The sequence below is a fragment of the Paenarthrobacter sp. 10L412 genome (assembly GCF_056395565.1).
Window position 1 is genome coordinate 166,203 of sequence record NZ_JBFTJT010000003.1, and the last position, 12,779, is coordinate 178,981.

A 12,779-nucleotide genomic window follows, 5' to 3' on the forward strand; every position below is an offset into this window, starting at 1 on the left:
CCGGGACCAAATGGAAGCGTTCATCGACGCAGGATGTGCCTCTCACATGAAAAATGCCCCGTCACGTAGCCTGTTGGGCCACCTGCTTCAGGGCGTCACCGCACATCAAGTGCTCCCAGTCTAGCAGTGTTCGGCGTCCAGCCCTGCATCGGGCTGCTTCAGGCCTGCGTTGCGGGGCCTGGTCTGCGTGCTTCCGGACTCAAATAGCACGCAGAGCAGGCCCCACAAGTCAGGCGCCACAGCAAGCTCGCGTCGGGCTACTGATGGAGCGAGGGCTCAGGCTGGGTTTCCCGCGTTGTGGAGGCCCCCGCCCGGGTGGCGACCCGCGGCGCTATGACGACCCCGACGACGGCGATCACCGCCGTCAGTGCGAAGACCCCCGCAAACGGTTTCGTCGTCGTAAATGCCGCGAAGACGAGTCCCGTGGCGGCGAGGGCCAGGGCGCCGCCCATGGAGTCGGAGATGGACATCGCTGCGCTGTTGAAGCCCTGGTTATCGGGAGTCGAGAGCGCCAACGTCATGACGCTCAGCCGCGGGTACATCAGTCCCATGCCACCGCCGGCAAGGATCCAGCCTCCGATGGCAATGGCCGCCGGCAGTGCCAAGGCCGCTGTCACCAGGGCCAGCACTATGGCCACCAGCACCAGCGCAGCACCAATTTTCACGGCGAGGTCATCGGCCAACTTGGAACCCAACCGGCCCTGCAGAGCGGATGCTCCTGCCCATGCGAGCGCGGCGCCGGTTAGCGTGAGCCCGGCAAACGTCGGCGTGAAAGCGTACTCTTCGGTCAGCAAGTACGGCAGGTAGACCTCCGCGCCGAAAAACGCCGCCGATGCCAAACCGCGGGTGAGGATCACGCTGGGAAGGCCTCGGCGAGCAACCAGTGTTCCGCGCGGGACCAACGGCCTGACCGCCACCACAGCAAGGACAAGTGCAACGACGGCAATCACCCCGCCCACGCCCGGCACCTCTGCTGACAGGTTCAGCGCGAGGACGGTCAGGGCGGCCAGCGCAGCCCAGCCCATGCGGCCGAAAGCCCACGGCACGCGCTGGGTATCTTCTTCGGAGTCGGGAGCCATCCCCCGCACAGCCGGCACCACCATCAGCAGTGCCGGAACAACCAGCCCCACGACGCCCAGGAATACCCAGTGCCAACTGCTGAGCTGCGCCACAATACCTGCCGCGAACGGGCCCACGAGTGAAGGGATCACCCAGGAAGCGGCAAACGCGGCAAAGATTTTGGGATGCAGGGCAGGCGGGTAGACCCGTGCCACGAGCACGTACAACGCAACGGTCATGGCACCGCCGCCGAGTCCCTGCACGAGCCTTCCCAGCACCAGGACCTCCATGCTCCCGGCTGTTCCTGCAATCAGCAAGCCCGCAACGAAAAGTGCCACCGATGCGTACAGCGGCGCCGCCGGACCCCGACGATCGGACCAGTTACCTGCTCCCACCATGCCCATCACGCCAGTCGCCAAGGGGCCTGCGAAGGCCAGCGCGTAAAGGGTGGCTCCGTCCAGGTCCCGGCTGACGAGCGGCATGATGGTGGTTACCGCCAGGGACTCGAAAGCGCTGAGGAAAACGAGCGCACAAGCACCAACGGTGGCCAGCAGGTATGGACGGCGGAGTATCCCGGCCGTTGAGGTATCAGAGGTCATGGACGTTACCCTAGAACCTCAACTAATGTTGAGGTCAATCCACCACGCCCACCACCGGAGGACCAGCCATGCCACCAGTTCCAGGCAGCGCCCACCGGCCCCTGAGCATCGGTGAGCTTTCCGAGCGCAGCGGAGTATCGCCGTCGGCCCTTCACTTCTACGAACGCAATGGGCTCATCACGGCTGAACGCACGGCCGGCAACCAGCGGCGGTACCGGCGCGAAACGCTGCGTCGGGTGGCATTCATCAAAACATCGCAAAGAGTTGGCCTTCCTCTGAAGGACATCCGTGAGGCGCTGGACTCCCTGCCGGACGGGCGGACGCCCACCAAACGGGACTGGACACGGTTATCGTCGCGGTGGCGCAAGGAACTCGACGAACGGATTGCTGCCCTGCAACACCTGCGGAACGATCTGGATGGCTGCATCGGCTGTGGTTGCCTGAGCCTGAAATCGTGCACGCTTCAGAACCCTGCCGACGAACTGGGGGCCACCGGCGCAGGAGCGCAACGCTGGAACCAGCCCGGATAATCCCCTTAGATGATCGCCGTCATGACATTCCAGCCCACCCCCACCTGTACTCGCGGCGAATATCCCCCGAAGTCCTGCCCTGGGTAGAGCCAGAGAGTGCCACTGGCGTCGCGGGCAAGGATGTCCGGCACGTCGTCGCTGTCGAAGTCGCCCGGGGTGACGATTGCCGACATAACGTTCCACTCGATGCCAACCAGCAAGGGTGGGTACCAACCACCCGAGCCGTCGGGTTCGTAGAGAAACAGCGTGCCCCAGGTGTCGCGGGCAAGGATGTCGCGTCCCGGGTAGCGGAGGTTCCCCGGGCCCATGATGGCTGTCATCATGTTCCAGTTCGTACCCACCTTCGATCTCGGAAGCCACCCGCCCGAGCCGTTCCCCGGATACAGCCAGAGGTCACCGGCACTATCCCTGGCAAGGACATCAGCTTTGCCATCATCATCAAAATCGCCAGGGGCCACGACGGCAGTCATCGCGTTCCAGCCGACGCCGACTTTGGAGCGGGGCAGCCAATCAGAATTGCCGTCGCCCGGATACAGCCACAAATCACCGGCCTCGTCGCGGGCCAGGACATCCGGTTTGGTGTCTCCATCAAAGTCTCCAGCCGCCATCAACAGGTTCATGATGTTCCACCCGGAACCAACCTGTGAGCGGGGCAGCCAGCCTTTGTTGCCGTTTCCCGGGTACAGCCACAGGGCGCCGGCTGAGTCGCGGGCGAGAACGTCCGTAGCGCCGTCGGAGTTGTAGTCCTTCCACACATTCTCCGGTCCTGCCGTGGTGATAGCCAAGAGGTAATCGCCCTGGTTGCCCGGAACGACGTACCCCTTGGAGCCGTCCGGGAGCATGACGAACTGGCGGGGAAGCAGCCCATCTTCCAACAGAATGACGCCTGCTGGTTTGAGCGTCGGCAGGCTGAGCACGTTGATGTCGTGGCCCAGCACATAGAGCCGCCCACCGTCCGGACTGACTTGGACCGTGAGGGATCCCATGTTCATGACCGGGCCCTCACCGAGGCTGACCCGCGTCAGTGAATTCCCCTGCAGATCGACTTCAGCCACGTGATTGTCATTGGGAATCTGGTCCACGACGAACGCCCGCGACCCATCTGGAGTGAAGCTTGGCGCCGTGGCCACGGCTTGGGTTACCACTTCCCCGATCACGGTATCCGTGGTGACGCTTGCGATGGCGATCCCGCCTTCGAGCTTGGGGTAGTACAGTTTGGATCCGTCCGGGGTCATGGACCCCCCGGTTGACGTCCCGCCGAGCGGAATAGTGCTGGTCACGGTGTTTGTAGACGTCTCGATGGCGGAGACCGATTGGTCCAGGAGATTCAGTGCGAAGACCTTGGTCCCATCCGGCGTCACAAGAATCTGCGTTGGCTCGCGACCAACGGGAATCGAGGAAACCACGGACGCCGCCGCCACATCGATCACCGCAACCGATCCCGGCGTCGAGCCCGTGTCCGCAGGGGTCCCGTACACGGCCGCGTAAACGCTGGATGCGTCAGGAGTAAATGCGAGGCTGAAGACCGGGCCGTCCACGGGTATGTCCGCGACCGTGATGGCCGCGGTGTCCACGACGGTGAGGAAATGTTCCTGGAATTCGCTTGTTGCCAGGTAAACCTTGGCGCCGTCCGGGCTGACCTCCATAGCCGTAACATCCCGAACATCGATGCTCGCAGTCACGGTGTCGGTGGCAACATCGATCGAGGTGAACGCCCCGGACGCGGACACTGTGAACAGCTTGCTGCCGTCAGGGCTCGGCTTAACAAAGTGTGGGCTGGGAACATCGATCCTGGAAGGCGTCCCGAAAGTCGCCATGGGTGCGGTGATGGTTGGTGCAGTGATGGTTGGTGCAGTGATGGTCGGTGCTTTGGCTCCCGCGACGGCGTCGGGCTTCAGCGGTTTGGCTTGGGCTGGTAACCCTGAAGCCACGAGTGTGAAGGCCGCTGCGAATGCGACAAAGGCAGCACGCGCAGTGAACGTAGGCGTCCGGAACATCATGAATCCCCCCGGTTTCATGCGCCACTGACTTGTGTCCGGCGCTTGGATCAAACGCTAGTCACCATCGAATGGAAAAACCAGATCATTTTGTTCGTATGTGTGTTTTGCCGAAGCAGCAACAGGCGTTGCCTTTGGTAGCCAGCTCACGGCACGCTTGGCTTATGGCTGAACACACTAACGACGGCGGCACTCCCCACGCCACGGATGGCGCCTCTGGCAGCGCCCATGACAACGCGCATCAGGACACCCATCAGGACACTGACCACAGCGGGCCTAGGCATGGCGGGCTCAACCTCCACGAGGACGCCGACAACGCCGCTGACATGTGGGACGGCATGTACACGGAGCGTCCAAAAGTCTGGAGCGGAAATCCGAATCCTCAACTGGTCGCCGAAGTGGCCGGCCTCCGCGCGGGAACGGCCCTGGACCTTGGCTGCGGCGAGGGTGCAGACGCCATCTGGCTCGCCGGGCAGGGTTGGACGGTCACCGGCGTGGATGTGTCCACCGTCGCGCTTGAGCGTGCGGCAGCCCATGCAACGGAATCCGGCCACGCTGACCGGATCACGTGGCAGCAGCAGGACCTTGCCGAATGGAAGCCGGCACCCATCTTTGACCTCGTGTCAGCACAGTTCCTCCACAGCCCCCTCCTGCCGTGGCGCGACTCCGTAGCTTCCGCTGCAGCGGCAGTGGCGCCGGGCGGGACGTTGCTGGTGGTCGGACATCACCCTCATGGGCTCGCTCCGTGGAGCCACCACCGCGAAACGGGCATGTTCTTCTCGCCCGAACAGTTGGCTGGGGCGCTCCGCCTGGATCGCGAGCCGTGGTTCGTCAACGTCCTGACTTCGCGGGAACGCACCATCACGGGTCCAGAGGGCGGGACGGCTACTGTTTTGGATACGGTCCTCAGGGCCACGAAGCACCCCTGATACAGGCGGGAAACGGCACACAGGCCAGACCCGCCGTCGTCGTGAGCCCGGGCAAAAACTTACGCTGTTTCCGGCAGCAGTTCCCCATACGGTGCCACCACTGTTCCTGTGGCTGTTGAATCCGGGTTCAGCATCCAGCCAACCCGTTTGGCCGTATTCAACATGACCACGCTCTCCACGAGTTCGATGCCGGGGATCCGCTGCTGGATGGCGAGTTCCATTTCCATGATCTCGGCCAGCGAGCGCAGCCACATGATCATGGTGAAGTTGGTGCGGCCTGTGGTGGACGCGGAGAACCTGACATTCCGGACGGAACGGAGTTCCGTAGCGGCGGCTTCGTGCTGGCCCGCCGGAACGTTCGCAAACCACTGGACAGTGATGGGAAAACCGGAGAATTTCTGGGCGATCTCGCAGCGGAAGGACAGCATCCTGCTGTTCAGCACCCGCCCCAACTGACGTTGCACCGTGGCGGGATGCCGCCCCAAAGCCCGGGCTATCTCAGCAGCAGAAGCACGGCCGTCACGGGATAGGAACGGGATGAGGGCCAGATGGCTCTCGGGTAAAGGCACCACGATGGCGTCGGGAGCGGACGGGTTGGCCGATTCGGGCCCGGCCATTGCACGGAGCGCCTGCTGTTCGGCCTTGTTGAGCACATTCAGCCGCCACGCATAGCCGCTGGTATGGATGCGGGTGCAAAGCGCGGTGTGGTACTTGGTGAGCCCCCGGACTTCCTTGAGCCGCGGCAGCAGGCTGGTGCTGAACTGATCGAGGTCCTGGGTGATGACGGTGAGCGTGAGGTCGCGGTTACTGGCCGCTTCTTCCACTGTGATGACCTCAGGCAGTTCTGCCAGGGCGGCCGTGACTTGAGGCCGGAGGTCCATGTCGCAGTCGATGTCCACCATGGCAAGGCACATGTTCTTCGGGTCGCCCATGAGATGCGCCGTAGTCCAGGCCGCACCCGCGGCTTTCAGGCGATCCCACCGCGCGGCCAGTGTTGTGGCGTGGACGCCCAGGACCTCGCCGGCATCGGACCAGCTGATGCGGGGAGAAATCTGCAGGGCATTGACGAGGCGTAGATCCTCTTCGCTGAGTTCCATGCGTACATTCTCTCAACTGTGCATGAATCCTGCGTTTCTGGAGCTTCTCTGCATTTTTATAGATGTTTTCAGGATTGTGAGTTAAGTCACCACAGAATTGCAGGAGGAACCCCGTAGCCAAGCGAGACCAGGAGTACATATGACCATCGCCGCCGACGCCAAGGAACTGCAGGACGACATCGTCCGCCTCCGCCACGACCTCCACCGCGAACCGGAGATCGGCCTGCAACTCCCCCGTACCCAGGAAAAGGTGCTGAAGGCACTCGACGGACTCCCGTACGAGATCACCCTGGGCAAGGACACGACGTCGGTCACCGCGGTTCTGCGCGGTGGCGCTGCCTACGCGTCGGCCAAGAAGCCTGTGGTGTTGCTGCGCGCCGACATGGACGGCCTCCCGGTCCAGGAAACCACCGGGGTGGACTACTCGTCCCGCGTAGATGGAGCGATGCACGCCTGTGGCCACGACCTCCACACGTCCATGCTCGCCGGAGCTGCGACCTTGCTGGCTGAGCGTCGCGACAAACTGGCCGGCGACGTCGTCCTCATGTTCCAGCCCGGCGAGGAAGGCTTCGACGGCGCCAGCTACATGATCAACGAAGGTGTCCTGGACGCTGCAGGCCGGCGGGCAGATACGGCCTACGGCATGCACGTCTTCTCCTCGCTGGAACCCCACGGCCAGTTCGTCACCAAGAATGGCGTGATGCTCAGTTCTTCGGACGGGCTCGTGGTAACCGTGCTTGGCGCCGGCGGGCATGGCTCTGCACCCCATTCAGCCAAGGACCCCGTGACCGCAGCAGCGGAAATGGTCACCGCCCTTCAGGTCATGGTGACCCGCCAGTTCAACATGTTCGATCCCGTTGTCCTCACCGTTGGTGTGCTGCACGCAGGAACCAAGCGGAACGTGATCCCTGAGACTGCACGCATCGAAGCCACCATCAGAACCTTCTCTGAAGAGTCACGGCAGAAGATGATGGATGTAGTACCCAAGCTGCTCCAAGGCATCGCAGCAGCCCACGGCCTGGAGGTTGATGTGGACTACCAGCAGGAATACCCCCTCACCATCAACGACGAGGACGAAACCACCACGGCGGAAAAGGTCATCGCCGGCATGTTCGGCGAGTCCCGGCTGACCCGGATGGCAACTCCCCTGAGTGGTTCCGAGGACTTCTCCCGCGTCCTTGCCGAGGTCCCGGGAACATTCGTAGGGCTCAGCGCCGTTGCCCAAGGCACCGACCACGCGACGTCGCCCTTCAACCACTCGCCGTACGCGACGTTCGACGACGGTGTCCTCACCGACGGCGCGGCCCTGTACGCAGAACTCGCCGTGTCCCGCATCGCGGCCCTCGCCGCCAACTAACTCCCAGCCCTATCCCACCTTGGAGAAACACATGACCGCCACCGTTGGAACGTCCACCGAAGTCAAGGTCCACAAGTCCCACCTGCGCACGCTCGTCGGAACCGGCATCGGCAACGCCGTTGAATGGTACGACTGGGCCATCTACGCCACGTTCTCGCCGTTCATCGCGAGTGCTTTGTTCAGCCAGGCAGACCCAACGTCTGCCGTGCTGTCCACCTTGGCGATCTTCGCCGTCGGGTTTGTTGCCCGGCCGTTTGGCGGTTTCGTGTTCGGCTGGATCGGCGACCGCATCGGCCGGAAGACCTCCATGACGGTAGCGGTTGCCCTCGGCGCTCTCGGCAGCCTCCTCATCGGCATCGCTCCGACGTTCCAGGCTGTTGGCGCATTCGCATCTGTGATGCTCCTGCTCGCCCGGCTCATCCAGGGCCTCGCCCACGGTGGTGAGCTGCCGTCGTCGCAGACGTACCTGTCCGAGATGGCACCCAAGGAAAAGCGCGGCTTCTGGGCGACGCTGATCTACACGTCCGGCACCGCCGGCATTCTCGCCGGAACACTGCTCGGCGCGATCCTCACTGCTGTCCTGTCCAAGGACGACATGGGCGCCTGGGGTTGGCGTATTCCGTTCCTCATCGGTGGGGCACTGGGCATCTACGCGCTGTTCATGCGGGCCAAGATGAAGGAAACCCACGCATTCGAGGCTGAGACGCCCAAGGAAAAGCGCCTGCCGATGTGGCCGCAGATCGTGAAGTACCGCAAGCAGGCGCTGCAGGTTATCGGCCTGACCGTTGGCCTCACGGTGGTCTACTACATCTGGGGTGTCGTGGCGCCGAGCTACGCAGCCACCACCCTGAAGATGGACCGCGGCGCAGCCCTCTGGGCCGGCGTGATCGCCAATGTTGTGTTCATCGCCGCGCTCCCGTTCTGGGGCAAGCTGTCCGACCGCATTGGCCGCAAGCCTGTGCTGATCGGCTCGTCCATCGGTGCCATGATCATGCACTTCCCCATGACGTGGCTGCTGAAGGATTCGCCGTGGCAGCTGACCGTGTCCATGTCCGTGATGCTGTTCTTCATCGCTGGTAGCGCGTCGATTGTCCCGGCCGTCTATGCCGAGCTGTTCCCGACGCACATCCGCACGGTTGGCGTCGGCGTCCCGTACTCGATCTGCGTAGCGGCCTTCGGTGGCACGGCCCCTTACCTGCAGACCTGGCTGGGCAGCATCGGCCAGGGCTACCTGTTCAACGTGTACGCAGTGATCCTGCTGGTGATCGGCATCGCGTTCGCCTTCTCGATCCCGGAGACCAAGGGCAAGGACCTGACGGTCTAGGTTCCCGTTGTGAGGCCCGTTCTGCGCCCCTCCCGAAACAGGGCCCACGCCGCCCGGGTTCCCTGGCCGAGCTTGCGAGGTTAGGGAGGCGGTGGGGATGCAGAGCGGGCCTCACAACGCGTTTAAACGAACTTGTTGCGGCCCGCCCGGTACCCGAAGAACGCAGCCAACGCTCCGACTACCAGGAACAGGACGCCCGCGGCGGTGAATCCACCCGTGGCTTGGTGCAGTTGTCCCACGAGCAAAGTTCCCACCGAGCCCACTCCGTAGCCCACACCCTGCATCATTCCCGACAGGTGCGCGGCGGTGTGGGCATTGCGGGTGCGGACCATGATCATCGTGAGGGCAACCGCCGTGAGGGAGCCCTGTCCCAGTCCCAGCAGTCCGGTCCAGATCCAGATCAGCTCAGTGGGTCCGAAGATGCTGAGGGCGAAGCCACCGCCGGTCATCAGGGCCACCACGGTGTTGATCACCCTCTGATCCTTGAACCGCGTGGCCAGGGCAGGGGCGAAGAGTGAACCGAGCATCTGAAGCACGATCGACACCGACACAATCAGGCCAGCCGTCCCGCCCTCGATGCCCCGGTCCCTCAGGATCGGTGCCAGCCACGCAAACACACTGAACGACATCATGGCCTGCAGCACCATGAACAGCGTGACCTGCCAGGCCACCGCCGATCGCCACACGTTCACGCCGCCACGGACCGCCTGGTGCTTTACCGATGGCTGCCGGATGGCCAGCGGAAGGAAGAGCAAAAGCACGACGACGGCAGGCACGGCCCAGGACCACAGCGCCGAAGTCCAGTGGCCGGTTGCCGTAAACACCGGATACGTGAACCCGGCACCAAGGGCGGCGGAAGCACAGATTGCCGTCGTGTAGAGGCCGCCCATGAGCCCGAGCCGGTGCGGGAAGTCCCTTTTGACCACGCCCGGGAGAAGGACGTTGCAGAGCGCGATCGCTGCTCCGCAGGCTGCTGTTCCTGCGAGAAGCATGGGCAGGTGGCCTACTCCAGGGATTTCGCTTGGACGCACCAGAAGCCCTGCTGTGAGCACCGCCATCGCGCCCAGCAGGACCCGTTCGGCGCCGAAACGGCGGGCAAGGGTTGGGGCAAGGGGAGCGAAAATGCCCAGCAAAGTCACGGGAACGGTGGTGAGGACCACCACAGCCCAGCCCGGTAGCCCGGCGTCGGACGTTATTTCCGGAAGGACAGCCGAGAAGCTCGAAAAGACCGTCCGCAGGTTCAAGCCGATCAGGACGAGGCAGATCCCGAGGTAGATCAGGCCCCTCTTGGAGCGCAACTGCGTAGGCGGTGCGGGCGGGACGTCGTCGATCTCGGCATCCACGGCGATTTCAGGCCGAAGGGCCTGGTAGCGGATTGGGTCTGCTTGGCCGCTTGTATCTGCGACGCCGGGCCTGTTCGAGGAGGTCACACGTCCTATTCTGTCAGCCGTGCCCGGTCTGCTGCCCATGGGTGTGATGTGACCGCGATTTGAGGGCCGGCGACGTTGTCCACATACGCCGGATTACCTCTGCCTGTGCGGCATCGGCGTCCGTAGCGTTGAGGGCATGAACCAAACTTCTTTGCCCTCGCCTACATCATCGAACCCGGACAGGGCGGATGCGTCGGTCGGATATGTTCTCGTCCCGCCAAAGCAGCCTCCTGGGCTCAACACAGGAATTGGCAGCCTCGTCTTTGCCGTTGCTGCGCTCTTATACCCGGCCTTCACCTTGATGCCTGCATTATGGGCAGCGCTTTTCACCCGATCACCCTCTGGGGCGGGACCTTACGATTGGACTGCCCCGACCGTATTGTGGAGCCTCCCGGCCCTGTGCGGCCTCGTTTCCCTGGTACTCGGCACGGTATCGGTGGCGCTGGCTCGACGACCCACGCCAACGGGGCGGCGCACCAAGGCGTGGTTCACAGGAATTGCCGGGCTGGGCGTTCTCGGGCTGGACGTTGCAATTGTTGCTGCCTGGATTTTCACCACGGGTCGCATCATGATCCTGTTTTGACGCCGGAGCACGGATTCAGCCTCGTCTGAGCCAGCCATCTGCCCGCCGGAACCAAAGTATTCTGGAAAGGATGAGTGAAACCCCAGATTCCCCGCGACCAGTCACGCCAGGCAGCCAGGCTTCCTTTGGAACCTACGGTGGCCGGCCGGTCAGTTTCGTGCGCCGCGGCACCCGTTTACAGGGCCGGAGGCAGGCCGCGTGGGAAGAGCACGCCGAGCGGTGGGCCGTCCAGGTTCCACGTCATGTCGCCAACACTTCGGTGCACCCCGATTACACGTTTGATGCCGAGGCCGTCTTTGGGCGCAAAGCTCCGCTGATCGTCGAGATCGGTTCGGGTTTGGGCGACGCCGTAGTCCATGCTGCCGAACAGAATCCGGACAAGGACTTTTTGGCCGTTGAGGTTTACACGCCGGGGCTGGCCAACACCATCATCAAGATCAACAGCCGTGGCCTGACCAACGTTCGGGTGGTGGAAGCCAACGCGCCCGAGGTTTTGGAGTCGATGCTTCCCGCTGGTTCGGTCAGTGAACTCTGGGTATTCTTCCCGGACCCATGGCACAAGGCACGCCATCACAAGCGCCGCCTCATCCAGCCGGCTTTCGCTTCAGTGGCTGCCAAGGCACTGGAAAAGGGTGGCTACTGGCGCATTGCCACCGACTGGTCCAACTACGCCGTACACGTCCGCGAGGTCCTGGCCGGCTCAACTGAGTTTGAGAACATGCACGAAGGCGAGCGCAGTGGCGAGGAGAGCCCGCTGACGCAAGTGTGGCAATCCGGCGTCGAGTCTGTTGTGGGAGGGGCGCCCGTGCGGGAGGGCCGGGCACCTGTCAGCACTGAGCACACGGGTCCGAACGAGGGCGTGGACGAGGAAGGCGGCTGGGCTCCCAGGTTCGAGGGCCGTATCCGCACGAGCTTTGAAAACAAAGCCCACGAGGCCGGGCGTATGATCTTCGACCTCACGTATCGCAAGATCTAGTGCACGGACTTTGGGGGAATCATGAGCTATCAGCCACCGATTGAGTACTACGAGCAGCAGCAGCGGTCCAGGACACCCGGATTGGGTGCGGGCATCACAAGCATCGTCTCGGCAGTCCTCTCGCCCGTCGCCGCCGTGGTCAGCATTCCCCTGGGCGTCGCAGCCGTTGCTTCGGCGATGAGCCGCTACAACCCGGGCAACGACGTCTGGTGGTTCAGTGCGCTTATTCTGGCGGTGATTGCGGTGGTTCTTGCCGTTGTGTCCGTCGTCAGTGGGCTGATCGCCGTATTTCGGGCTGGACGCATGAACGCCGGCCGAATTACGGGGATCATCGGTCTGGCGATCATGGCGGTCAACGTTTTTGGTGTTGCCTTCATGGTGCTCCTGGTGCTCGGTTCAGGGCAGGGGTCCTAAATGCCACAGGTCCGCGCCGAACGATTTATCCGGCTGGATGCCGAGACGGCCTTCGCACTCTCGCACACCACTGGCGAGTTCAGGCTCAGATGGGATCCGTTCATTTCGGCGCAAAGCTTCGTGGACGGAGCCACGGCAGCGGGCAAGGGAGTTCGTACACGAACCGTCTCCAGGATGGGGCTGAAGATGGTCAGCGAGTACGTCTCCTACACCCCGCCCCGCAATGTAGGAATGACCATGGTGTCCGGGCCGTGGTTCTTCGAGAACTTCGGCGGCGGCTGGCGGTTCACCCCCGACGACGGCGGCACCCGAGCGGTCTGGAAGTACACCTTTTCCTGCCGCCCGGCTTGGCTCAAGCCGGTGGCCGAGAGAATCGGAAGCTGGTTGTTGGGCCACGAAATTGAACGTCGGATCGAAGCTTTTGCCCGGGCCTGCGAGGACCCGGCCCTCGTAGCGGAGCTGCGGGCAAACCTACGGAACTGAA

Annotated in this window: 12 protein-coding genes; 8 read left to right on the forward strand and 4 right to left on the reverse strand. The window is 63.3% G+C overall.

Annotated features, from left to right (window positions below):
- Positions 1-257: 257 nt before the first annotated feature.
- Positions 258-1,658 carry an MFS transporter gene (locus tag AC1DD7_RS04095; RefSeq protein ID WP_477513914.1) on the reverse strand — a complete coding sequence of 467 codons (1,401 nt, stop codon included), beginning with the start codon at positions 1,656-1,658 and terminating at the stop codon, positions 258-260.
- Positions 1,659-1,726: 68 nt separating this feature from the next.
- Between AC1DD7_RS04095 and soxR the strand changes: the two genes are divergently transcribed.
- A complete protein-coding gene (soxR, locus tag AC1DD7_RS04100; protein ID WP_431116761.1) occupies positions 1,727-2,188 on the forward strand; it encodes a redox-sensitive transcriptional activator SoxR in 462 nt (153 codons plus the stop codon).
- Positions 2,189-2,193: 5 nt separating this feature from the next.
- On the opposite strand, the gene AC1DD7_RS04105 is transcribed toward soxR, so the two are convergent.
- Entirely contained in the window at positions 2,194-4,206 is a 2,013-nt protein-coding gene (locus tag AC1DD7_RS04105) for an FG-GAP-like repeat-containing protein (protein WP_477513915.1), read from the reverse strand.
- Positions 4,207-4,349: 143 nt separating this feature from the next.
- On the opposite strand from AC1DD7_RS04105, the gene AC1DD7_RS04110 reads away from it, so the two are divergent.
- On the forward strand, positions 4,350-5,114 hold the full coding sequence (locus AC1DD7_RS04110; protein ID WP_477513916.1) for an SAM-dependent methyltransferase: 765 nt from the start codon (positions 4,350-4,352) through the stop codon (positions 5,112-5,114).
- Between the two features lie 59 nt (positions 5,115-5,173).
- On the opposite strand, the gene AC1DD7_RS04115 is transcribed toward AC1DD7_RS04110, so the two are convergent.
- Complete coding sequence (locus AC1DD7_RS04115; RefSeq protein WP_477513917.1) at positions 5,174-6,211, reverse strand: Lrp/AsnC family transcriptional regulator; 1,038 nt, start codon at positions 6,209-6,211, stop codon at positions 5,174-5,176.
- Between the two features lie 139 nt (positions 6,212-6,350).
- On the opposite strand from AC1DD7_RS04115, the gene AC1DD7_RS04120 reads away from it, so the two are divergent.
- Both AC1DD7_RS04120 and AC1DD7_RS04125 read left to right on the forward strand, forming a co-directional pair.
- The gene (locus tag AC1DD7_RS04120) at positions 6,351-7,568 is read left to right on the forward strand and encodes a M20 metallopeptidase family protein (protein WP_477513918.1); all 1,218 of its coding nucleotides are present in this window, start codon (positions 6,351-6,353) and stop codon (positions 7,566-7,568) included.
- A gap of 31 nt (positions 7,569-7,599) precedes the next feature.
- Entirely contained in the window at positions 7,600-8,892 is a 1,293-nt protein-coding gene (locus AC1DD7_RS04125; RefSeq protein ID WP_477513919.1) for an MFS transporter, read from the forward strand.
- 122 nt (positions 8,893-9,014) lie between these two features.
- Here the strand turns inward: AC1DD7_RS04125 and AC1DD7_RS04130 are convergent, their stop codons facing one another.
- Positions 9,015-10,322: an MFS transporter gene (locus AC1DD7_RS04130; protein ID WP_477513920.1), complete on the reverse strand. Its 1,308-nt coding sequence runs from the start codon at positions 10,320-10,322 to the stop codon at positions 9,015-9,017.
- A 136-nt stretch (positions 10,323-10,458) separates the two neighbouring features.
- On the opposite strand from AC1DD7_RS04130, the gene AC1DD7_RS04135 reads away from it, so the two are divergent.
- The 4 genes from AC1DD7_RS04135 to AC1DD7_RS04150 all read left to right on the forward strand — a co-directional run bounded on the left by AC1DD7_RS04135 (position 10,459) and on the right by AC1DD7_RS04150 (position 12,778).
- Positions 10,459-10,905, forward strand: coding sequence for a hypothetical protein (locus AC1DD7_RS04135; RefSeq protein ID WP_477513921.1), 447 nt, complete (start codon positions 10,459-10,461; stop codon positions 10,903-10,905).
- 70 nt (positions 10,906-10,975) lie between these two features.
- Positions 10,976-11,881, forward strand: a complete 906-nt coding sequence (trmB, locus tag AC1DD7_RS04140; RefSeq protein ID WP_223946999.1) for a tRNA (guanosine(46)-N7)-methyltransferase TrmB — start codon at positions 10,976-10,978, stop codon at positions 11,879-11,881.
- A 21-nt stretch (positions 11,882-11,902) separates the two neighbouring features.
- The gene (locus tag AC1DD7_RS04145; protein ID WP_477513922.1) at positions 11,903-12,295 is read left to right on the forward strand and encodes a hypothetical protein; all 393 of its coding nucleotides are present in this window, start codon (positions 11,903-11,905) and stop codon (positions 12,293-12,295) included.
- Entirely contained in the window at positions 12,296-12,778 is a 483-nt protein-coding gene (locus tag AC1DD7_RS04150; protein ID WP_477513923.1) for a type II toxin-antitoxin system RatA family toxin, read from the forward strand.
- The last annotated feature ends 1 nt before the right edge of the window (position 12,779 follow it).

What these genes read in the sequence shown, in the direction of transcription:
- AC1DD7_RS04095 (WP_477513914.1), bottom strand. Translation starts at nt 1,658, where the DNA reads ATGACCTCTGATACCTCAACGGCCGGGATACTCCGCCGTCCATACCTG.
- soxR (WP_431116761.1), top strand. Translation starts at nt 1,727, where the DNA reads ATGCCACCAGTTCCAGGCAGCGCCCACCGGCCCCTGAGCATCGGTGAG.
- AC1DD7_RS04105 (WP_477513915.1), bottom strand. Translation starts at nt 4,206, where the DNA reads ATGAAACCGGGGGGATTCATGATGTTCCGGACGCCTACGTTCACTGCG.
- AC1DD7_RS04110 (WP_477513916.1), top strand. Translation starts at nt 4,350, where the DNA reads ATGGCTGAACACACTAACGACGGCGGCACTCCCCACGCCACGGATGGC.
- AC1DD7_RS04115 (WP_477513917.1), bottom strand. Translation starts at nt 6,211, where the DNA reads ATGGAACTCAGCGAAGAGGATCTACGCCTCGTCAATGCCCTGCAGATT.
- AC1DD7_RS04120 (WP_477513918.1), top strand. Translation starts at nt 6,351, where the DNA reads ATGACCATCGCCGCCGACGCCAAGGAACTGCAGGACGACATCGTCCGC.
- AC1DD7_RS04125 (WP_477513919.1), top strand. Translation starts at nt 7,600, where the DNA reads ATGACCGCCACCGTTGGAACGTCCACCGAAGTCAAGGTCCACAAGTCC.
- AC1DD7_RS04135 (WP_477513921.1), top strand. Translation starts at nt 10,459, where the DNA reads ATGAACCAAACTTCTTTGCCCTCGCCTACATCATCGAACCCGGACAGG.
- trmB (WP_223946999.1), top strand. Translation starts at nt 10,976, where the DNA reads ATGAGTGAAACCCCAGATTCCCCGCGACCAGTCACGCCAGGCAGCCAG.
- AC1DD7_RS04145 (WP_477513922.1), top strand. Translation starts at nt 11,903, where the DNA reads ATGAGCTATCAGCCACCGATTGAGTACTACGAGCAGCAGCAGCGGTCC.
- AC1DD7_RS04150 (WP_477513923.1), top strand. Translation starts at nt 12,296, where the DNA reads ATGCCACAGGTCCGCGCCGAACGATTTATCCGGCTGGATGCCGAGACG.